We start from the raw sequence: 19387 nt of genomic DNA on the forward strand, positions 1-19387 counted from the left end.
CGCCTGTTCCCCGGCTTCAGTTCAGCCCCTGCGAGCTCAGCCCGCGCGAGAAGGTCAGCGCCGAAGCCATGCCCGGCGTCATCGAATTCTGCAGGGTGGACTCGAGCATCATGCTGCGGTTGATGAGCTGCATCGTGACCTGCAGCTTGTTGTTGAGCTTGACGTCGCGCTGCGCGTATTTCGCGCGGGCAGCGGCGATCTGCGCCTTCCACTGGGCCGCGGTAGCCTGGTCGAAGGTCTGGTAGTGGACCTGGCTTTGCTCGACCCGGTCCATCATGTTGTCGAGCATAGCGGTGAGCAGGTCGACCGCGACGATCTCCGACATTGCCTGGATCTCGCCGGGCGACAGCGAGTAATGCGCATAAGCCTGGACGCTCAGGATCTTGAAAATCGGCACCGTCGCGATGTTCAGAAGCTGCTTTTCCGCGGCATCGAGTGGCGTATCGCTGCGGATCTTGTCGTTCATCGACTGGATCAGCGCTTCGATCCGGGGGCGTAAGGCGGAGGACGCCGGCACCGACAGCGTCTGCTCGCCGACCTCGTAGCAGTTCTCGTCATTGCATTTGAGGAGCTTCACCGGCGGCGCATCAGCCGTACCATCCAGAAGCGCGGTCACCACGGCGTCTTCGGCCGGGCCGATCATCACCACTTTGCCCCCGACACTCGGATCGTCTGACGGCTTCGTGATCACCGTGCCCACCAGGGTCATGATGAATTCGGAAAAGCTCTGGTCGAAGGCGCCGAACTTCCCTGCCTTCTTCAAGGCCTCCCAGGTATAGTTATGCGGCTCACCGACAAGTTGGTCCTTCATCGACGCATCGCTATTTCCGGCGATCGTGTTATCGCGCTGGTTGCCGTTGTTGCAGCCCTGCCGTGAGGCGGCCCAGTCCGAGAATATGCCCTGGCTGTTGCCGATGGCTTCGCAGATGGTCGAGCGGGTGGTGTCCATCTGCGGCCAGATGCCGCCAACCAGCGCCTGCGCGGTCTCGCAGCTCGAGATGTTCATCTGGTTGAGGAGCTGCGCCTTCTGGCTGAACTCGTCCATCACCTTGCCGATTTCCGGAGAGACGGAGTCAATCGCGAGCTTGAAGGCAAAGCCGAGTGCATTGTTGGCGGTGGCCTTGAGCATCGCCACGATCTCGGAGGCATTGATGAATGAAAAGGATCCCGAAAAGAGATCGATGCCGCCGCAGCCCGCTCGGGCGCTGGGCAACTGCAGGTTGAACGGCGACACCGACTTTTGCGGGAACCGCGTCCAGACATTGCCCATCGAATAGTAGCCGGCCGACTGGCCCTGGAAGGCGCTTGGGCCCGTCACATTGGCCGCACCGCCCGCGTCGTTGAAGAAGCTGTTCATCTGGCCCGCGACATCGGCATGGGCAACGCCCACCAGCGCGAAATGCGATGCCGCCAATAAGGCGGCGCCATGAGAGAGGCGCCGGATCGCCGCCCGTGCCCGTCCGGAACTCTTGCGTGCCATCAGTAGTCACTCCCCACCTTGGTGTTGGTGAGCATGAAGATCCGGTCCATGATCTCATCGGCGCTGAGGATGCCGTACCCGACCGGGATCGTCCGCTTCGTCTGGGTGTCGAACAGGACCAGCGCCGGCGTCTCGTTGCCGGTCAGTCCCATGCGGGCACGCTGGCCCGTGTCGACGACATAGTTGGGAAATTCCTTGTTTGGACCGCCGTCCATCGAGACCGCCATGACCGCCATCCGATGGCTGTCGGCGACCGAGCGCAGGATCGGCGCGAAAAGCTCGCAGGCGCCGCAGCTTTGCGCGTAGAAATAGAAGAGCCCGTAGCGCTGGCTGAGACTCGTCAGGACGGCATCCCGATCCGCCTTGCGATTGTCGAGCCAGGCTCGTTTGCCGACCGTCGAAACCGGGCGCTGCAGCGTGTAGTCGATGTCGGGATGCTGCCAGAGAGCGCGCTGCCACGTATCGGCAAACGTCGAGGCCCGGTCGAGTTGCTCGCGCTGGAAGCGCACATAGGCGATGACATTCTCTTCGGAGGGGTCAAGGATCGCGCGGGCCTTGAGCTCATCGAGCTCCTTCGCGATCGCGGCCATGCGTTCGGCAGCCGATGGCTCGGGCGCCTGCGGCGACGCCGGGCGGGTGTCGCGCGGCTTGGGTTTCGAGCAATAGAACCATTGCCCCAGGCGGCGCTCGCCACAATAGAAGTCGTCGGGCGATTGCCCGTCGATCGTGTCGCGGCTTGTCCCTGCCTCCTGCGCGTTAACGGCCATGGGCATCAACGCCAGAACCGCTGCGCAAATCCTAGTAAACTTCGACATGGCTCGGCATCCTTTCCTGCGGCTGTGGCGCAGCGGCAAAGTGAGGCGCGGAAGGGCGGACGGCGGACAGGTCGAGCGCCCGGGGGTGGACGCAGCAATCGGACGGGTCGGCGTCCTTTGCTGCGCGGCACGGCGAACTTCTCGCCGTCGCAGGCTCGGGCGGCGGCTGTGCGCCTGGGCCCGTCAGCGTCAGCACCAAGGCGAAGATGACGGGATCAATTATCGGCAGGGCCATTGTCCAATTCTCCCCTGGTAAGGCGCAGCACCGACATCATCAGCGCTACGTCGATGAGCCGGGTGCCTTGATCGAGCATCCGGATAATTCCCTCCACGAGCGGCCGCGCAGCGCGGCGGCCCTGCTCGCTCGCCTTCACGGCCTCGCCGACCGGCGTCAGCCAGCCACGGCTCACCATGCCGGGGACCAGCAGCGCGACCTGATCGGCGGGCATGTCGCCGAACCAGCTATGCATGACCGCGAAAATCTCGCTTGCTCGGATGGGGGTGCGGGCGCGGAAAGCGCAGACGAAGATCGACAGCTCGAGAACCGTCATCGCGCTTTCGTCCCCGGCATCGCGGGGTAGCCCCGGGTCATTTGCCGTGGAGATCATAGTAATCCTGTATCTTCGACTGGATGTCCGTCATCGTCTGGACCTCGTCGGGAAGCTTTGCTGCATCCAGGAAGTCCGAATAGATTTCGGTGAAATCCATCACCGAAAGGTCGAGCGAGGCGAACTCCTCGATCGTGAAACCCTGGCACTGCTCCTTTTTGGGCGCGCCCCACGGCTTTCCCAACTGCACCCGGCCCTGCTCCTGGAGAATCCGCGAAAGCTTGCTTTCAAAGCAGCAATAGGCCGTGCGCTTGGTCTTGCAGATGCCCAGGAAACTCGATGAGCAGTAGGTGCCCAGATTGTGGCAGAAGCCCATCCGGTCCTTGATATCGAGCCTCATCTCGTCCTGAGAACAGGCGAACAACACAAGGAACGGCGTGGCGAAGGCCGCGATCGCAGCCGGCCCGCCGGCCAGAGCGGCGGCGCCCGCCGCTACCGGCACCAATCCCGAAACCTTGCCGGCACAGCAGTTGATGAGGCCAAATACCGGCTTGTGACAGGTCTCGCGTGTGCCCGAAAACACCCGGTAATTGGTCTCGTCGAACTCCTTGCCGGCCTGGTCGATCGAGTGCAGCGCCACCAGCGCGTCCTTGAATTCGGTCGAAGCCTGCCGTTCGATCGGCTCGCAGTCGCCGTTGATGCAATAGACGTCGTCGCCGCAGATATATTGTGGGGCGTCGGCCGAGGTGCCCGACGGCGTCGGACAGCGATAGATCTTCTCCTGGACCTTACAGGGTCCGCCGTCAGGATCCTCGTCCAGGCATTCGGTGCGCTGATAAGTGCAACTGCCATTGGCTTCGAGTTCCGAGCAGTCGTTGGCCGACGAAATGGTGTGGCACTGGTAGCTGCGCTGCCACGCCCAGCACGGCTGCGTGACAGGCACACCGTCGACTATCCGGGTAACCGGATCGCTTGCCGTGCAGATCTCCGATTCCAGCGTGCAGTTGCTGTCGCCGGCATAGGCCGCGCAGAGACCCTCGTTGCGGGTGATGACGGGAACCGCCGGTTCCTCCTGCCTGGTCAGCCAGTAGTTGCCGGTCGAAATCACCGTGCCAGGGTGATAGGCGCCCTCCGTAATCCCTTGCGCTTCAGCGCTGCACTTCACCTCAACGGCCGTATGGCCCAGGCTCTTGCAGGTGTCGGCCGCCGTGTAGCCATAGGCCGCCATATTGTCGCAATAGTCGATGGGTCGGCTTTCCCAGCAGACTCCCGAGGCGATTTCATCGTCGAACGCGGCACGGGCCGGATAGGGGCCGCCATCGCTCGGCAGGAAACTTAAACGGCCGGTGTAATAGGTGTAGATCGTCCGCTTATCGGTGCGCACATCCAGATTGACGGCGCAACTGCGGGCGTTGGTCGTTACCTTGGCGCCCGCGTTGCAACTCGCTTCATAATAGCCGCTCGTGCCCGATCCAGGCGGAAGCGCGGTGCAGCTTCCGCTCGTCCCGCCATAAGCCTCTCCCGCCAGATAGGTGGAGGGATCTTCCTCAATGGTGGTCGCGCGATTGGTCGTCGAAAGAATCTCGGCATTGCTGAATGTCGGGCGCACATGGCTGCTGTCGGTCGTGATCTGGTACTGCTCGCTACTCGACTTGAGCGCCTGGGCATCGTTGATCAGCTTGTCCGGATCATCGAAATAGCTGCCCTGCGGGAGGGTCGTCCCCGAGAACCCCGGCACGGCTTCGGCCTGCGCGTTGTCGCTGGGCACCAGGACCGGATTGGCCTTCGCCGCGGTTCCCATCGCCTTTCCCTGCTCGCGCGCTTCCTCCAGCGTGGTCTGCGCCTGCGCGGGGAAGCTGGCCCCGGCTAGGACTGCCAGACTGATTGCAATCGCGAGGCGCATCACCGCTGCGCCCGCATATTTGAGAGGCCAACGGCGGCAACGCTGGCGCCGGGACCATTACCGTCGGCAAAGCTGCTGAGCGCATATTCCACGGTGACATTGCCCGTCATGCGGTCATAGGGCGGCACCTTGGTCTGACAGGAAAAGCCGGCGCACAGGTCGAAATCGGACGACACGGCAACATAGGTCGGGACCGCCTGCACATTGAAGGCTCGGAACAGTCGCGGATCCACGCCGACATTGGCGAATTCGTCCTGGCGCTCGACGATCTGCCCGAGCCGAGCCGAAAACTCCTTCATGCTGTTGTTCGGAAAGCCGCGGAACACCACGACGCCGCCAGCGCGCGCCGTATCGCGGATAAGCGGTTTCAGGGACTGTGGCGGCATCGAGAGACTGGCGAAGACGATGAATTGCGGCGCCTCGCCGCTCTTGACGCTGGCATTGCCGGCGGCGCCTTGCACGATCTCATCGAAGTCGATCGCGCCGTCGGGCCCCTTGGGCAGATCCTTGGCCGCGACCTGTCGCATGTTTTCGGTGCCGGCTTCGCGCACCGCGACGGCCTCCTCGCGGAACTGGTCGCCGCGATCCTTGACGTGGTTCACGAAGGCTTCGGCATCTGCGGCGAGGTCGGCCGAGCGCTTTTTGATGGCTTGCACGTCAAGACCGTCCACGGTCTGGGCGAGCAGCGCCGATACGCCGGCGGTAGCAAGCAGGGCAGTAACGCCCCAGGCAGCGAAACGCATCGACCCCTCCCTACAGGACACAACAGTTGCGCTTGCGCCAGACGAGGTAGCCCATGTCCTCGCCGCCGGCGGGATAGGCGCGACCCGCATCGGGCGGCATTGTGGAAGCCCCGATTGCGGAGCAGGCGAACCGCCCGCTCACGGTCGGGATCGGATTGACCATCTGGAAGCGATATTGCTGCTTGCGCATGATCGGCATGAGGTACTTCTTGCAGAGGCCCTTCGAACCCATCGTCCCCCAGGCCAGCGCCTCGCGGTGCATCTTGTAGGCGAAGCGGGAGACCGCCAGCCGCGACGACTGGACATGGCCGATCGAGGCCGGGACATTGCCGTTGAGCGGGTACATCGAACCCTGGCAGCCCGCGCACCAGAAGAGCGGATCGAGCGGTAGGTTGACCGTTCCGGCAATGCAGTCACCCGCGCAGGCGGCCTGAGCGATTGGATTGGCGAAGATGATCGCTTCCGGGTTGATCAGCGTGGTGAGAGCATCGTCCTGCCAGAGCGGATCGATTTCGGTCATATAGGCGATGTCGAAGCTCGCCTGCTCGAAGCAGACGAAGTCGGTCAGGATCTCCATCCAGTAGAGCAGAGGATAGACGTACCAGTGCACATGCCACTTGGCCGTGCTTTGCGACCGCCCGCCGACCATCGAGGGACCGGCGAGATAGCCCTGCCCGATATCGAACCCGGGGGCGATGCGAATACCGCCCAGGTTGGGGAAGCACCACGGCTTCATCGTCACATCGGCCAGGCGAGCCGGCTCCCAGAAACCGACGGCAATGCCAATGCGCGGCAAAGGATCCGCGCAGGCGCAGACCGGCGAGGCGGGATTGCTGGTATCGGGCCGGCCGCTCGGCCAGATCTTGAGGCCGCCCACCGACAGGGGAAAGAGGCACGACCAGCAGACGTCGGTGATCGGATTGACGAACTTGCCGTTGCAGGTCGGTCCGGCCGCTTGCGCTGGCGCCGCAAAAAGCACCAACGTCAGGAGAAGCGACACAGCGCTGAGCAGGGATCGAAGACCGCGCGTCATTCTCGCTCTCCCAATTGATCGAGATAGGCTGTGTCAGCGCGCTGCTTGCGAGCCAGATACAGCGCTGTGTAGAGCGCCGTGCCGACGAGCAGCGCGAGGGCCACCGCCGCCACGGCCGGGCGGCCGACCCACTGGCGCAGCGGGCCGAACCCACCGACCACGAGCGCGAGAAGGATGCACAACGCCTGCCAGGTCCGGCGCATGCGGCGCAGGTCGCTTGTCTCGGGCGCGGCCATCGGCGTGCGCAGGAGGTCGAGCCACAAGGGCATCAGCCCGCCCTCCCCTTGAGCGCATGTTCGGTGACCCGCATCACGCGGCCCGCCTGGCTGACGACGGCGGGCGTGTGCTCGATGCCGAAGCGGCCAGTAAGCTTGCCTTCCTGGTCGAAATAAAAGCGCCGCTTGCGCTGCGACATCGCCTCGATCGGCGATCCCTTCACGAAGATGATCTTCGCCTTCACGTCGCTAAATTTGCCGCAGGCCCAGGCCAGCTGCTCGGCATTGTCCCCATCGACGAAGACAAGATCCTGATGAATGCCGACGAAATCGAGCGGGTTCACCTTCTGACCCGCCTTTGCGATCATATTCCCCTTCTGGTCGCGGACATCATGGTCGATGCGAACCGAGGGATCGAAATCCCAGCTGCGCGTCTCCTGGGCCGGCGAGATACCGGCGACGGGATCTGGCCGCCGCACTTTGGCCTCGACCCGCTTGGCGAAAAGCGCGTTGGTTCGCGCCAGTTCGCCGCTCGCTTCGGCACGGCGCAGCCGCGCCTCGATCGTCGCGAGCAGGTCAGGCTCGATGATCGGAAAGGCCTGCCCTGCCGTTCCATAGTCGCGCGCCTCGCTGGCGGACCCGGCAAGAAGCAGGGTCGTGCCGCCAAGGCATGCGGTCGTCGCCGCCAGCAGGATGGTGCGCCTCATAGGAGCGGCTCCCCGGTCCCGATAATCTGGCGCGCGCAGACGAATCCGATGTCGGCATAGCGGCTGTCGAACCCGTCCTTGTGCGGCGTCCCGACAAAATAGCAGCCCGCCGGGACTGGCCCGGTCGCGCCGGGCGTCAACAGCTCGCCCAGGCGCGAGGCTCGCTTCATGCGCGCCACCAGGCGCCCGCCGATCAGGACGTCGTTGCCGCTATGGGAAACGACATCGCCGGGGAGACCATAAACCAGCTTGCCGAACATAGCGGGCCGCGCTCCGAAATGGCGATGCACGAGAGCGTTCGCGGGCGGGTCGAAGAAGACATAGTCACCGCGGGCCGGCAGTCGGCCCCGATCGATGAGGAACGCCCAGTTCGGCAAGGATTCGCTCGTGTTGATGAGGAAGGCATGACGATCGCGCCAATCCGCGATCGCGCCCAGAACCACGGTGCCGACCGACAGGAGCCCCAGCGCCGTCCAGAGATGCTTGCGCGGTCGCCAGGCCGTCACCTTCGGGGTTTCGCCCTGGTCACTGAGCAGGGCCGACATCGGGCGCTCCAAAGCTCGAGACGGTGGCTCCCTGGGCGCCAACGGCCGGGGGAATAACGGAGGGGACCGGTTGGGCAGTGGCTTGTGCGGCGCTCGCCGGCGCGGTCATCCGCGGATCCTGCGACACGGGCATCTCGGGCGCCGCCTGCAGGCTCATTTGCTGCAGGCGCTGCAGCTCCTCGGCCGTTATCCGCTTGGGTATCGGCACGCCCGAGGCGTAGACTGCCTTCTTCACCGTTTCCGTGATGTCATCGACATTCTTGCTGAGCACAGCCTCGCCGACGAGGATGACGTCGCCATGGGCGCTGCGACGCGCAAGCTCCTTGTCGAGCGATGCCATGAAGGCCTGCATCTCGGCCTTGACCCGCTCAGGTGGCGATGCCGAGTAGCGCTGCGCCTCGACATATTCGCCGACCAGCTCGGAGAGCTTGACCGAGACGATATGGTCGGGCCGGGCACTCACCTGCCGGGTCACCCACATCGCCCAGACGAGGGACGCGAGCAGCAGGAGCCCGCCCAGCATCTGCCAGCGGGTCAATCCTGCGAAAAGGGCCCGGCGGCGCGAGCGCGTGGCTTTGCCCGACGGCGCGGGGACGGGAGGAAGATCGAGTTCAGTCTGCTCAGCCATGGGAACGGTTCCCTTCAGACACATGACGCGGAATGATGAGATGTCGGCGCAGCACGATGATCGCGCCGGCCAGGAGAAGCTGCGCGCCGGCCAGCACCTGCTTGAAGGATGCGATGCGCGCTGGGTCCGCGGCGACGTAGCGGCTCGCCATATTGGCCAGCTGGTGCATCATGCCGTCGACCGAGAAGCCGCCAATCGCCAGGAAGAAGAGGAAGAACAGTCCCCAGCTGATCAGCAGCGACGACAGGGCGAAACCGAAAAGGTGGAGATACCAATAGAGGATGGTGCGCAGGTCGAGCCGGATGCGCGGGCTAGCCGGGGCCGATGGGCTGGGCTTAAGGGTCTCTTCTCTCGGGATCGTTGCCACCGGGCCTACTCCGCGGCGATTGCGACGTCGGGATCACTCTCCGCGTTCGCCGCCCACTTTTCGGGATTGTCGGGAAAGGCGATGCGCTCGATCGCCTCGTCCATGCTGAGGCCCTCGCCGATCAGCGCCTCGATCCGGGCGAAGGTCTGCGGGCTCGAGGAAAACAATGTGGCCGAATAGGGATCCAGGACCAGGCGGCCTACCGCTAGCGTCTCGGGCCCCTTGATCATGATGTCCGAATATTCGAAGCCGTTGCGCTTCAAGGAGCGCAGCAGCGCATCGGTGTAATCGTCCATCTCGAAGCGATCATGCTTCTTGAAATCGGCTATCGTTTCAGGCTTCTGCTGGAGAATGACGAACCAGTCGCTGTTCTCCAGCGCCGCGATTGACCCCGCCGACTTGTAATAATCGTTGAGCGACTGCGTGGCGGTGACGAGCGAGGCGCCATATTTACGGCAGGTGCGCGCATAGGTCTCGATGAAGTCGGCCATGGCCCCGCCGCGCAGCAGCTGCCAGGCTTCATCCAGCAGCAATGCCTTGGGGATTGCGCGATCGACCTTGCGCATCACCTGCTGCGACATGAACATGATGGCGGTGAGGACCACGCTGCGCAGTTCTTCGCGCGCCGAGAGATCCGAGAGCTCAAAGACGGTGAGCTGCGCCTTCAGTTCGAAGCTGACCTCCCCCTGGAAGAATCGGCCGTAGGTGCCCGCCGCCGAGAAGGGGCGCATCGCAATACCGAGGTCGTGCGCGAGCGCGTTGCCGGTTGCATCGAGCGCCTCGATCACAAGGTCGATCGATCCTCTTCGGCCGTGCGCCTCCCACACCGTGTTGACCGCGCCATCGATGAGGCCGCGCTCGGTATCGTTGAGACGGTCGATGTGGCGCGACATCTGGTTCACGATGGCCTTGAGCATCGCCATGCAGTCGAGCAGATAGTCCTCGTCTTCCGCCGCCTGGGCCTCGTCGATCATCGAGAAGGGATTGAGGCAGAAGCCAGAGCTCATGGTGAATTCGACGAAGGCGCCGCCCTGCAATTTGGCCGAATGCTCGAAGGATCGGCCGTCGTCGATCACGACCACCTTCGCGCCAGCGCCGCACAGCGAGGCGCACAGCTCCTGCAAGGCCACCGACTTGCCCGATCCCGATTTGCCGAAGACCGCGACATTATGGTTGCCCGCCGCGTTTTCGAAGGGTGACCAGAAGAAGGGCTGGCCGCGCCGTCCGACCATCAGGAGATGCGGCACATGGCCGCCCAGATATTCGCCCTGCAGCGGCGCGAGATTGGCTGCGGTGGTGGTGAGCAGCGTGCGCATGCGCTTCATCCGCTCGAGATCGCGCGACAGGCCGTTGGCCATCGTCATGGGCATGGCGCAGAGCAGGCCCATCACCTGCAGGTAGCGGTCGTCGAGCAGGTCCCAGCCCGCCGCGCGGTAGACGGATTTGAGCACGCGTTCGTTGGCGTCGCCGCGCCCCTTGGGCGAGAAGGACGTGACCGAAAAGAACACCCGCACGAGCTTGCGGCCCTGCCGGATCTCGTCGTTGACGAAGCGCCACTCCTGGCTCTGGTCGCGCAGCTGCGGCAGGAATCGCGCCGACTTGGAATCGGCGAGACTCGTCGTCCGCATGAACTTGAAGCTCGCCTTGTTCGATGAGGCCTGGGTGTCCGGATATTCAACGCACAGGTTCGTCGCGACCGGGCACGGCATGCGCAGCTTGTCAGTGAACATGTCGCCCACCAGCTTCGCCATGTCCCAGGGCGCCCAGCGATTGGGCAGGTTGCGCACCGAGAAGGAGCGCACGTCGAAGACATCGGGATAGATTTCGCCGATCTCCGGGGCGCCGTCGTGGACCTTGCCGGTCGGTCGGAACCGCTCGGTGCGCAGCAGCATCCGGTCGGGTTCGACCCGGAGCTCAATGTCGCGGCGAATGGCCTGGTCGGCGATGGGATCGAAGGGATTGTAGCTGACGACGTCCTCACCGGCAGCCGTGGTCGGTGAGGTGATGTCGTCGATCCAGGCGATCAGCGCGACCGGATCCATGCGCCGGGTCGTGACCCCCACCGAAGCCAGCGCGGAGACTAGGCCCTCCATGACCGAGACGATGTCGTCATCGGACACCGACGAGCTCTCGGGCGTCGAATAGGAGATCGCCACGCGGTGATGGCGCAGGCAAAAGGGCGCGTCCTTCGAGAGCGAATGCCATACGCCGTCGCTGAGGAAATCGACCCGGTGCTTGGCCATCCGTTCGTAGACGCCGCGTGCGGCATAGCGCGGCAGATACCATTTGCTCAGCGCCTCACCCACGCGCGGGCTCATCCACTGATGAAACTGGATACAGCCCGGTGCGGGAATGCCTTCGGACAGGAACTGCGTGATGATCTCCGCGGTGCGCTCGTCCGCACCCACCATCGGGGCGGCCTCGATCACGAAACCGCGAGAGGCGCTGTTGTAGAAGATCCCCGTCTTGGGATCGTAGCTGCGATAGGGCAGCCAGTGCGCCAGCATGGGAACGCCGAGCGCGGGCCGGTCATCATCGGGGCGTGCGGCATCGCCGAAGAGCCCCGAGAGCATGCTGTCGAAAAAGCCGCCTTTCGCCATGTCAGTTCTCCTCCGCGACGGCGCCGGGGAATGGGGCTGAATTCACCGTGGGCTTGAGCACCGGCCGCAAGTCGGGCGCCTGCGCGCCCGTGGCTGCTGCCCGCGCACCATCCTGTGCCTGCGACGCCACCGTCTGGTACCGGCTATCGGCTTTCACCCGCGCCGCCGCTTCCGCTCCAGCGGTCGTCTTGGCAGGAGCGCCAGGGACTGCCGCAGCCTGCGGGACGGATGGGACCGCGTGCGCCGACGGCGCAGGCGCTGCCGCGGGAGGAGCAGTCGGTTCGGCGGACGGGGCCGCAGCGCTCACGGGTTGCGCGGGCGTCGCCGCGACCTTGCGCCGCGCCCGCGCATCCGGCCTTGGCGAAAGCCGGGCCGCGACATCGCTCTTGATGCTGGCAACCGGATCTGCCGTCGCACGCGCCCGCGCGGCAGCGACAGCCGCCGGGTCAGGCAGGCCTTCGGCGGGGGAGAGGCGCTCCGTCTCGGCGCGATCGACCGCGTCGGCGAGCGTCTCTCCTGCATAGGTCGCGGCGCGCTCATTGCGGGAGGAGAGGCCAGACGCGTCCGCGATAGCCTGCTGCTGCCACTCACCCTGCGCAACCACAGCATGGACGGCACTCGCCTCGTGCAACCGGCCGCGCTCGTCGATATAGGGCTGGAAGACGATCCGCAGCACTTTCTCCCGTGTGCGGCCCGCCTCTCCGATCGACACCGGCATGCGCCGCGGGCTTGCCACCGCCGTCCGGGCGGCTTTCCCCGCTCCCATGTCGGGATCGCGATAGGGTCCCGCCGGTGACGGCACGGCGTCCGGCGCTTCAGCCGTGATGAGGACCAGTGCCCGGTCGTCGATCGATGACGACGGCGCGCAAATTCCGTCCGGCGCAGGGCAGGAGAAACTCCCCGCGATATTGCTGCCGAACGATGCGCAGCCCCCCATGATTGGCAGGACGGCGAGCGCCAGGCCAGCATGCCAGCGAGTGGCGCGGCCCTTCACGACTTGGCTCCCTTCAGCCATGCTTCCAGCACGTCCTTGGGCCGGTAGCCCTCAAGCATGGCGCCGTCGCTGCGAACGATCACGGGGGTCCCGCTCAGGCCATGGCTGCGGGCGAACTGCTCGTTGGCGTCGAGACCGCGCGTGTCACATTTGCCGCTCTCGAAGGGCGCACCGGAATAGGCGGCGTGAAGCGCCTCTTCCCGGTTCTTGGCGCAATAGACGCGGTCGGCCAGATCCCGGCTGCCCAGGACCGAAATGGGCCTTTCGATGACCTTGACGTCCATGCTGCGCAGCACGCTGGTAAGCGCGCGGCAGTAGCCGCAGCGAAAATCGGTAAAGACCGTGACGGACTGGCTCGATGCCTTGTTGCCCCAGACGATTGCTCCGTCGCGCGGCAGCCCAGCGAGCGACAGCGTGGCCGGGCGCTCCGGCACGGAGACACGGCGCGCGCCGGCTGTCGGTGCGAGGGGAGAAGCGTCCGCCTCGCCGCCGAGCGCGGCCGTCGCATTGGCCTTGGCCGCGCCGCCGACCAGCATGTCGGGGTTCATCTCCAGGAGGCGTGCCGCGGTCACGTCCTGCCGCGTTTCCATATCGTATACCCGGCCGATGACCAGATAACGGGCGCCGCGATCGACATAGAAGAGGTTGGCGCCGGCGGTCACTTCGCACAGCCCTGCGACCTTGGCGCAGTTGACCGCGCTGATCTCGGTCTTGGGCAGCCGGGCCTTGAGCAGGCCCGCGACCTGGCTGTCTTCGGTCGGCACGGCGGCGGCAGCGATGGCTGCAGCGCCCAGTCCCACAACGGGCAGGGCGATGAGGCCATAGCTCCAGGGCGTGCGCGCAACAACGGCGCGAAGGCGATCAGTTACGGACATAGACACCCTCCAGAAAGACGATTTCGACATCGATGCCGGTCGGCATCTCGATCACCGGCTGATATTGTTCGGCGCGCTCGATCAGATATTTCGAGACCATGTCGCCGGTCTGGGCGACGCCTTCCCCGAAGCCACCCTCCAGGATCTCGCCCGCCGAGAGTTTGTCGCGCTTGCCGTTTGTGGTGATGTTGGTGCCCTGGAACACCGAATTGGCGTTTGCGGAGAAACCGCGGCCAAAACCACCGAAGAGGCCGGCAATGAAGGCCTGCGTCACCAGCCCGCCTTCGCGCGAGACCACCCGGCCGCGCACCCCGGTCTTGCCGCCGAAGGCGATGAAGCCCTTGACCTCCGAGACCGCATAGCGGCCGCCGGGCTGCGGACAGGTCATCTTCTGCAGTTTGACGTAGACCTTCTCGGCCGAAAGGTCGCCGCGCGCCGCTCCGTTGATGAGGCAGCCCTCGATCTTCGTGGTGAGCAGGCGCCCGTTCTGGAAGACGCTGCGTGCAGGGCCTGTCACGCGCAGCACGACCGGAAGCGGGTCGGACTGGCTGTTGACGCCGGCACTGGCATCGACGCCGACGATCACCTTGGCGGATGCGAAGCTGTTGGGCGGCAGGTAATTGACGCTGTCGGTATAGACCGTGTTGCCCTTGGCGACGCGCGAGGCATTGCCGGTCTCGGTGGTCTGGAAGTTCACCATCTTGACCTCCGCGCCGCCCATCGGCGCGCCGGCGGGCCCGGCCGCCCCCGGCGTGCCATCGGGCCGCCGATAGGCCTGGGTCCCGCCCGGACCGTAAAGCGCGGCTGGACCTGGTTGGGGCGGCGGTGCCGCCCGCTGCTGGGCCGCCTCGCGCTTGAGCCGTTCGTTCTCGGCCTGGTAGGCGGAGAAGACCCGCTGGCCGTCGGCCTGAAGGGCCTGGTTCTGCCCCTTCAGCGCCTCGACCTGGGCTGCCAGCGCGTCGACGCGGTTTTGCTGCGCATTCACCGACTTCAGCTGGTTTTCCATCGACTGGAACTGGTTCTCGGACATTCCCATCCACTCCTGTTGGGAGAGGTTGCGGTTCACCAGATCCTTGGTCGACACCTCGACCTTTTCGCCGTCGTCCTCTTCAGCCGCGTCCTTGTCGTTGCCCCCGAAGATCCAGAAGGACGAGAGCACCAGCCCCGCGCCGGCAACGCCCGCGAGCAACAACCGCTGCTTCTTGCGGGTCGCCTCGTTGCTGCCGATTTCACCGGTTACCGGAGAAACATTCTCTGTTTCTTCATCGGGACCGTCCAGGGTGCGACGGGTGCGCGAGAAAATGTCCGCGAGTGCCATATGACTACCTCCCGATCTGCGAGACGAGATAGGCCGTGGTGACCTTGCCTGGCGCGAGCGTCGGCTCGGCGATGGAGACGGCGAGCGCGCTGCGCGGCGCGACCGCGCCTTCGTTGAGAGCGATCGGCGCGTTGCTCATATTCTCGATGCGCAGAACCTTGCCGGTAAGCTCCTGCCCCCGATATTCCGCGATCATCTGGACTTTGAGCCCGCCGACGAAGACCGGGCGCAAAGTGCGCTGCCGCATCTCGTAGCCATCGACGATGCTGTTGGAATACATCGCCTGAACGAGTTCGACGGCTGCATCCTGCGGGCCGGCCTTGACCGTGGTGGCGACCGCCTCAGCCGAACGATCTTTCGCGATCGCCGGGTTGGAAACGAAGACCTGCGCCGCCTGCTCGCCGCCGATGCGGCAAACGAACTTGTAGACATAGCCGCGCTTGGTCGTGCCGAAGAAGGAGAGGGCGGGCCGCCCGAAACCCTCGGGTACCGACAGATAGATGTCCCCGCGCACCGGTTCGTTGACGACGCTGAAATCGTCCGTCGGATTGCCGGTGGAGATCTTCGAGACGCTGGCGAACTCGTCCTCGACGAGGCTGATGCGGGTCAGGTCCTTGGCCGACGCCTGGCAGTCGACCTGGCTGCTGTCGGACGCCATGATCGTCTGGTCCGCCCAGGCGGGCTCGGCGACCAGGAGCAGACCCACCGCGACCAGTCCCGCGCCCATGAAACGGCTCGCGTGGAAATAATATCGGGAGCACAAGGCTGCGCCGGCAGCCGTGCTGCCGATGGCGATAGCACTCATCATTGATCTCCTTCCTCGGCTTTGGACACCATCCCGAAGCCGACGAGCTGCAGCGAGACGCCCGAATATTTCCATTTGAAGCGGAAGGTCCGGCGGTCCTTGGAGATGACCTTGCTGCCTACGATCGTGTGCAGGTCGCCCGTCACGTCCGAGGTCAGATTGTCCGGATCGAGCTTCATCGATTGGATCGCGAAGAACTGCGCGATCGAGGATCCGCGCTGCTCGTTGACGATTTTGAGAAGGTCCGCCTTGAGCCGCCCCTGTGCGCTTGGCGCCGTGATATCGAGAACCGACTTCATCCAGTATTCCAGGTTGCTCGGCGACCGATCGAGGGTCAGCACCGCGGCGTCGCGTGTGACCATCTCCAGATACTCGCGGCTGACCCCGGCGCTGCTGACTGTGAGCGGCGACCGCAGGATCGGCTGCAGGACGATCTCCCGATCGCGGGTCGCAACCATCAGGAAGAGGATGGCGGTCAGCGCTGCGAGCACGCCGGCAATGGCGACGAGGATGTTGCGCTGCTTGAGAACGCGCTGGCTTTGCGCGTGGCTGTTGGCGATCTCCATGTCAGCCGGCCATCAGTCGAAGGTAGGAGGGCGGTGTCGCCTTCATGCCGGTGAACCCGGCCGGAAGGTGCCAATAGGCCATGTGCAGCAGCCAGGATGCCGCCCGTCCCGCCTTAGCGCGCTTCAAGCCCCACCAGCCTGCTCCAGCGAGCAAAATGCCGATAAGGATATGCTGAGACAGGATCCCCCAGGTGAACGGAATCACCATCGCGAGGAACTCATCCAGGGTCCACAGCCCGATCAGTTCTGGATCATCCAGATGAGTTGGAATGACATATTTGTCCGCAGACATCGCACCACCCTCCATTTGGACCGTCGGCGCTGCTACGCCGCCGGCCCGAACCCACGTCAGATCGTTGCGGTGACGGTCGAGGTGACGATCGGCACGCCGGTGCCGGCGCCCACGCCGACACCCACCGGGATGGCGATCTGACCCATCGAGAAGCGGCCCGAGGCGAGCGCGACCACGCCGCCGGCGAGGCTGAGCACGGTGATGATCTTGCCGCCCGATCCCTCGAGGAAGTCGGTGAACTTGGTGAGCGCGGTGTCGAAGGTGGTGTCGGCGCCGGCGAAGGCCGGTCCGGCGAACATGAGCAGCGCGAAGGCCAGCGCCGCGATCACGAGGATCGCAAGCTCTACCCGCCCGCCATGCTTCAGTACCTGTTGCATGAGCATTTCCTTCCGATTGAGACGCGGCGGTTCCGCGCCCAATCGAAGGCTGTCCCCTCGCTCGCCGGCCGAGCAACCTTCCCCGGCTCGGCGCGTTGCGGGGGACATGAATTTTTCTTCCAGCCCGAGTCGCTTGGCGCTGCGCGCGAACCGCTCCGGTACGCGCTGCGAGCCGGGGTGGCCCGCTGTGCAGACCGGGACGGTCACCAGCGCGCGCCACGCTGGCCCGAAATCCGAGCCACCCGCGCGACTCGCGAAAATTTGCGATAAGATTGGTTAACGGTTAGGTTCTACCGTGGAATCGGCAGGAGCTTCGTGCCGCGTAGCAAGGACGCGGGATCCGGCACTCCAGGGGGGTCGAGTGGGGCAGGGTTACAAAACGTCACAGGGACAGGACGCGGCGGGAGTGGGTTTCCCCCGACAGGTCAGCATCGATATTTCCGAGCACTTCTTCCGCCTCACCACCGAAAGCGTGCGGCTGCGATCGAACGAAACCCATTCTTACCAGACGCTCGCGACGCTGGTGAATGCGCGCGCCGCCTCCGCCGCGGCCATGGATCATGATTCCGATGTGCTTCGCTCGCATCTGGACAAGATCCCCACCGAAGGCGGCATTCGTATCAAACTGCGCGTTACCGCGAGCAGCGCCGAGAACCTCAGCGAGGCCCAGCATATTCTGGCCAGGCAACTCGGGCAGGGCATGTCCGCCGGCGACATGCTGTCGCTTCTCCTGTTCGACTATATCGTCGAGCAGAAGGCGAAGGCCGTCGTGGCGAAGCTGCGCGAACAGGGGCTCGATTTACCGCCTGCCAAGCCCGCCGGAAAAATTGCGAGCGATTCGCAACAGACAAGTCCATCCGTTCCAATGGCTTAGACGATACCTATAAAGAAATTCAGGTCAGAGGTTGTTGCAAAGCGTTTCCCGCTGTGATTTGGTGCTCTTACGGAGCAGGATCAGGGGGCCGGTTCATGACATCCCTTGCCAGCAGCGGGGCACCTTCCTCGACGGACGAAAGCAAGTCCGCTGAAGAGAGCGCTGCGATCCCCTTCAGGGACTATATTCCTTACATTCTTCAAGCGATGTCGGATCAAAATGTGAGCGTGCGGAAACTGGCGCTCAAGACCGGCATCAGACGTAACCGCCTGTCTAATCTTCTGCGGCCCACCGCCGATCCTTCCACCCGCGAGAGCATGACGCTCGTCGAGTTCCAGACGATCCTTCATGTCCTTCAAATCGGGTTCATCCAGGCCGTTCTCGGTGTCGAAACTCTTCGCGACCTGGATCTTCTCCATGACGGCCGATTCTCGACGATGATGCAGATGATTTCCGAGGTGTTCGCGAGCCTACCGCTCTCGCTTGTCCATGCGCTCAACGAAGTGGAAGGCATGGATGGCACCGAGATCCGCCGCGAATGGGCAGGCCCCTTGCGCGACGGCGTCGTTGACCGGGTGGTACGCGAGGTCATAGCGATCATCGAGCGGCGCGCCCGCATGGAGCAGAGCTTCCGCCTGGATTGACCGTCGGACGCCGTCCGTGCGGTTCGCACTGGCGTCCGTTGCCTCGGGTCTCAGAAGCGCGAAACGATCGCGCTGCGTCCATTGAAACGCGGAGATGTTGGAGCGGGCGGCAACGATGGGCCGGTGACACTGGCGGTCCGCGTGAAACCGCTCAGGCGCCGCCAGTTGAGGAGGATATCGTCGACATAGGCCTGGGTCTCGGCGATCCGCGGCACCTGGCCGCCCCGCACCCGTCCCGGCCCGGCATTATAGGCCGCCAACGCCAGATGGACCTGGCCGAAGCGATCGAGCTGGCTGCGCAGATAGCGCGCGCCGCCGTGCAGATTCTGCTCGATATCGTAGCGATCCACGCCCAGCCCCGCAGCCGTGCCGGGCATGAGCTGGGTCAATCCATAGGCATTTTTCGGCGAGACGGCCCGGTCATTGTAGCGGCTTTCACGGATGATCATGGCGTCGAAAAGGCCGACCGGGATGCCATATTGGCACGCGATCGCGCTCATCATCCCGTAATAGCCCGCCCGCCGGATCTCCGCCTGGGCGCTGAGAAAACCGGCCGGCCGATAGCCTCCGGCATAGCATCCTGGCGTGTATCGGGTTGCGGCGCTGGCAAAGGCCAGTCCGCCGCGCATCCACGCCGGAACGCGTATCGCCTCCAGCGTCGGCGCGGCAAAAACGCCGGGCGCGGCCGCAACCGGGGGCGCAGCACCGGCAGCGGCCAGGTCGACCGGCGAGGCCTCGCCGGGGACCGCTTGCCCGTAGGTCTGCGCCATCTGAAACTGCACCCATTTGCGGCTGAGATCATGAACGCTGAACGACGCTGGAAGCGCGGCAGGACTTGCCTCGGCGAGCGGGGCTCCTTCGTCCACCGCGGGCGTGTCCGGGCGGTCTGTGCCATCTGCGCCCGCAGCGGCCGGCAGGCGTGGCGGCGCCGGCACGCCCATCGTGATGAGCTGAACGGTACGCGGCGAACCTTGCGGGCTGGCGGCGGCAAGCGGGGCTGCGAGGGTGATGGTGAGCAGCGGTGCAGCAAGGAGCGCGGTCTTCATAAAACCTCCCGA

22 protein-coding genes are annotated in these 19387 nt (G+C 64.7%); 2 read left to right on the forward strand and 20 right to left on the reverse strand.

Annotated elements, in window-relative coordinates:
- Nucleotides 1-16: 16 nt before the first annotated feature.
- The 19 genes from SBA_RS24250 to SBA_RS24340 all read right to left on the reverse strand — a co-directional run bounded on the left by SBA_RS24250 (nt 17) and on the right by SBA_RS24340 (nt 16811).
- Nucleotides 17-1480, reverse strand: a complete 1464-nt coding sequence (locus SBA_RS24250; RefSeq protein WP_261937523.1) for a conjugal transfer protein TraH — start codon at nt 1478-1480, stop codon at nt 17-19.
- Nucleotides 1480-2295 (reverse strand): conjugal transfer protein TraF, encoded by an 816-nt coding sequence (locus SBA_RS24255; RefSeq protein WP_261937545.1) that lies wholly within the window; start codon nt 2293-2295, stop codon nt 1480-1482. Before SBA_RS24255 ends, SBA_RS24250 begins: the two co-directional genes overlap by 1 nt.
- A gap of 215 nt (nt 2296-2510) precedes the next feature.
- On the reverse strand, nt 2511-2846 hold the full coding sequence (locus SBA_RS24260) for a hypothetical protein (RefSeq protein ID WP_261937524.1): 336 nt from the start codon (nt 2844-2846) through the stop codon (nt 2511-2513).
- Nucleotides 2847-2883: 37 nt separating this feature from the next.
- Entirely contained in the window at nt 2884-4746 is a 1863-nt protein-coding gene (locus SBA_RS24265; RefSeq protein ID WP_261937525.1) for a conjugal transfer protein TraN, read from the reverse strand.
- Entirely contained in the window at nt 4746-5489 is a 744-nt protein-coding gene (trbC, locus tag SBA_RS24270; RefSeq protein WP_008829957.1) for a type-F conjugative transfer system pilin assembly protein TrbC, read from the reverse strand. The genes SBA_RS24265 and trbC overlap by 1 nt, the downstream gene beginning before the upstream one ends.
- A gap of 10 nt (nt 5490-5499) precedes the next feature.
- Complete coding sequence (gene traU / locus SBA_RS24275) at nt 5500-6522, reverse strand: conjugal transfer pilus assembly protein TraU (protein WP_008829958.1); 1023 nt, start codon at nt 6520-6522, stop codon at nt 5500-5502.
- Complete coding sequence (locus tag SBA_RS24280; protein ID WP_008829959.1) at nt 6519-6791, reverse strand: hypothetical protein; 273 nt, start codon at nt 6789-6791, stop codon at nt 6519-6521. Before SBA_RS24280 ends, traU begins: the two co-directional genes overlap by 4 nt.
- The gene (gene traW / locus SBA_RS24285) at nt 6791-7444 is read right to left on the reverse strand and encodes a type-F conjugative transfer system protein TraW (RefSeq protein ID WP_008829960.1); all 654 of its coding nucleotides are present in this window, start codon (nt 7442-7444) and stop codon (nt 6791-6793) included. Before traW ends, SBA_RS24280 begins: the two co-directional genes overlap by 1 nt.
- Entirely contained in the window at nt 7441-7989 is a 549-nt protein-coding gene (locus SBA_RS24290) for a S26 family signal peptidase (protein ID WP_037519178.1), read from the reverse strand. Before SBA_RS24290 ends, traW begins: the two co-directional genes overlap by 4 nt.
- Complete coding sequence (locus tag SBA_RS24295; protein ID WP_008829962.1) at nt 7970-8617, reverse strand: TrbI F-type domain-containing protein; 648 nt, start codon at nt 8615-8617, stop codon at nt 7970-7972. Before SBA_RS24295 ends, SBA_RS24290 begins: the two co-directional genes overlap by 20 nt.
- The gene (locus SBA_RS24300; protein WP_008829963.1) at nt 8610-8984 is read right to left on the reverse strand and encodes a hypothetical protein; all 375 of its coding nucleotides are present in this window, start codon (nt 8982-8984) and stop codon (nt 8610-8612) included. Before SBA_RS24300 ends, SBA_RS24295 begins: the two co-directional genes overlap by 8 nt.
- A gap of 5 nt (nt 8985-8989) precedes the next feature.
- The gene (gene traC, locus SBA_RS24305) at nt 8990-11584 is read right to left on the reverse strand and encodes a type IV secretion system protein TraC (protein ID WP_008829964.1); all 2595 of its coding nucleotides are present in this window, start codon (nt 11582-11584) and stop codon (nt 8990-8992) included.
- Nucleotide 11585: 1 nt separating this feature from the next.
- Nucleotides 11586-12599, reverse strand: coding sequence for a TraV family lipoprotein (locus tag SBA_RS24310; RefSeq protein ID WP_037519179.1), 1014 nt, complete (start codon nt 12597-12599; stop codon nt 11586-11588).
- Nucleotides 12575-13453, reverse strand: a complete 879-nt coding sequence (locus SBA_RS24315) for a DsbC family protein (RefSeq protein ID WP_008829966.1) — start codon at nt 13451-13453, stop codon at nt 12575-12577. Before SBA_RS24315 ends, SBA_RS24310 begins: the two co-directional genes overlap by 25 nt.
- Complete coding sequence (locus tag SBA_RS24320) at nt 13440-14771, reverse strand: TraB/VirB10 family protein (protein WP_129965679.1); 1332 nt, start codon at nt 14769-14771, stop codon at nt 13440-13442. The genes SBA_RS24315 and SBA_RS24320 overlap by 14 nt, the downstream gene beginning before the upstream one ends.
- Nucleotides 14772-14775: 4 nt before the next feature.
- Nucleotides 14776-15579: a type-F conjugative transfer system secretin TraK gene (locus tag SBA_RS24325; RefSeq protein ID WP_261937526.1), complete on the reverse strand. Its 804-nt coding sequence runs from the start codon at nt 15577-15579 to the stop codon at nt 14776-14778.
- Nucleotides 15576-16142 carry a type IV conjugative transfer system protein TraE gene (locus tag SBA_RS24330; RefSeq protein WP_008832028.1) on the reverse strand — a complete coding sequence of 189 codons (567 nt, stop codon included), beginning with the start codon at nt 16140-16142 and terminating at the stop codon, nt 15576-15578. Before SBA_RS24330 ends, SBA_RS24325 begins: the two co-directional genes overlap by 4 nt.
- 1 nt (nt 16143) lies before the next feature.
- Nucleotides 16144-16434: a type IV conjugative transfer system protein TraL gene (gene traL, locus SBA_RS24335; RefSeq protein WP_008832027.1), complete on the reverse strand. Its 291-nt coding sequence runs from the start codon at nt 16432-16434 to the stop codon at nt 16144-16146.
- A gap of 56 nt (nt 16435-16490) precedes the next feature.
- Nucleotides 16491-16811 carry a TrbC/VirB2 family protein gene (locus SBA_RS24340; RefSeq protein WP_008832026.1) on the reverse strand — a complete coding sequence of 107 codons (321 nt, stop codon included), beginning with the start codon at nt 16809-16811 and terminating at the stop codon, nt 16491-16493.
- A gap of 361 nt (nt 16812-17172) precedes the next feature.
- On the opposite strand from SBA_RS24340, the gene SBA_RS24345 reads away from it, so the two are divergent.
- Nucleotides 17173-17685, forward strand: coding sequence for a hypothetical protein (locus tag SBA_RS24345; protein ID WP_051211559.1), 513 nt, complete (start codon nt 17173-17175; stop codon nt 17683-17685).
- Between the two features lie 95 nt (nt 17686-17780).
- Nucleotides 17781-18329, forward strand: coding sequence for a hypothetical protein (locus tag SBA_RS24350; protein WP_008832024.1), 549 nt, complete (start codon nt 17781-17783; stop codon nt 18327-18329).
- 50 nt (nt 18330-18379) lie between these two features.
- On the opposite strand, the gene SBA_RS24355 is transcribed toward SBA_RS24350, so the two are convergent.
- Complete coding sequence (locus SBA_RS24355) at nt 18380-19375, reverse strand: lytic transglycosylase domain-containing protein (protein ID WP_008832023.1); 996 nt, start codon at nt 19373-19375, stop codon at nt 18380-18382.
- Nucleotides 19376-19387 lie beyond the last annotated feature (12 nt).

It is taken from the genome of Sphingomonas bisphenolicum, from assembly GCF_024349785.1.
Classification (GTDB): domain Bacteria; phylum Pseudomonadota; class Alphaproteobacteria; order Sphingomonadales; family Sphingomonadaceae; genus Sphingobium; species Sphingobium bisphenolicum.

What these genes read in the sequence shown, in the direction of transcription:
- SBA_RS24290 (WP_037519178.1), bottom strand. Translation starts at nt 7,989, where the DNA reads ATGTCGGCCCTGCTCAGTGACCAGGGCGAAACCCCGAAGGTGACGGCC.
- SBA_RS24265 (WP_261937525.1), bottom strand. Translation starts at nt 4,746, where the DNA reads ATGCGCCTCGCGATTGCAATCAGTCTGGCAGTCCTAGCCGGGGCCAGC.
- traL (WP_008832027.1), bottom strand. Translation starts at nt 16,434, where the DNA reads ATGTCTGCGGACAAATATGTCATTCCAACTCATCTGGATGATCCAGAA.
- SBA_RS24250 (WP_261937523.1), bottom strand. Translation starts at nt 1,480, where the DNA reads ATGGCACGCAAGAGTTCCGGACGGGCACGGGCGGCGATCCGGCGCCTC.
- traW (WP_008829960.1), bottom strand. Translation starts at nt 7,444, where the DNA reads ATGAGGCGCACCATCCTGCTGGCGGCGACGACCGCATGCCTTGGCGGC.
- SBA_RS24310 (WP_037519179.1), bottom strand. Translation starts at nt 12,599, where the DNA reads ATGGCTGAAGGGAGCCAAGTCGTGAAGGGCCGCGCCACTCGCTGGCAT.
- SBA_RS24260 (WP_261937524.1), bottom strand. Translation starts at nt 2,846, where the DNA reads ATGACGGTTCTCGAGCTGTCGATCTTCGTCTGCGCTTTCCGCGCCCGC.
- traC (WP_008829964.1), bottom strand. Translation starts at nt 11,584, where the DNA reads ATGGCGAAAGGCGGCTTTTTCGACAGCATGCTCTCGGGGCTCTTCGGC.
- traU (WP_008829958.1), bottom strand. Translation starts at nt 6,522, where the DNA reads ATGACGCGCGGTCTTCGATCCCTGCTCAGCGCTGTGTCGCTTCTCCTG.
- SBA_RS24350 (WP_008832024.1), top strand. Translation starts at nt 17,781, where the DNA reads ATGACATCCCTTGCCAGCAGCGGGGCACCTTCCTCGACGGACGAAAGC.
- SBA_RS24325 (WP_261937526.1), bottom strand. Translation starts at nt 15,579, where the DNA reads ATGATGAGTGCTATCGCCATCGGCAGCACGGCTGCCGGCGCAGCCTTG.
- SBA_RS24315 (WP_008829966.1), bottom strand. Translation starts at nt 13,453, where the DNA reads ATGTCCGTAACTGATCGCCTTCGCGCCGTTGTTGCGCGCACGCCCTGG.
- SBA_RS24295 (WP_008829962.1), bottom strand. Translation starts at nt 8,617, where the DNA reads ATGGCTGAGCAGACTGAACTCGATCTTCCTCCCGTCCCCGCGCCGTCG.
- SBA_RS24320 (WP_129965679.1), bottom strand. Translation starts at nt 14,771, where the DNA reads ATGGCACTCGCGGACATTTTCTCGCGCACCCGTCGCACCCTGGACGGT.
- SBA_RS24330 (WP_008832028.1), bottom strand. Translation starts at nt 16,142, where the DNA reads ATGGAGATCGCCAACAGCCACGCGCAAAGCCAGCGCGTTCTCAAGCAG.
- SBA_RS24355 (WP_008832023.1), bottom strand. Translation starts at nt 19,375, where the DNA reads ATGAAGACCGCGCTCCTTGCTGCACCGCTGCTCACCATCACCCTCGCA.
- SBA_RS24255 (WP_261937545.1), bottom strand. Translation starts at nt 2,295, where the DNA reads ATGTCGAAGTTTACTAGGATTTGCGCAGCGGTTCTGGCGTTGATGCCC.
- trbC (WP_008829957.1), bottom strand. Translation starts at nt 5,489, where the DNA reads ATGCGTTTCGCTGCCTGGGGCGTTACTGCCCTGCTTGCTACCGCCGGC.
- SBA_RS24340 (WP_008832026.1), bottom strand. Translation starts at nt 16,811, where the DNA reads ATGCAACAGGTACTGAAGCATGGCGGGCGGGTAGAGCTTGCGATCCTC.
- SBA_RS24280 (WP_008829959.1), bottom strand. Translation starts at nt 6,791, where the DNA reads ATGCCCTTGTGGCTCGACCTCCTGCGCACGCCGATGGCCGCGCCCGAG.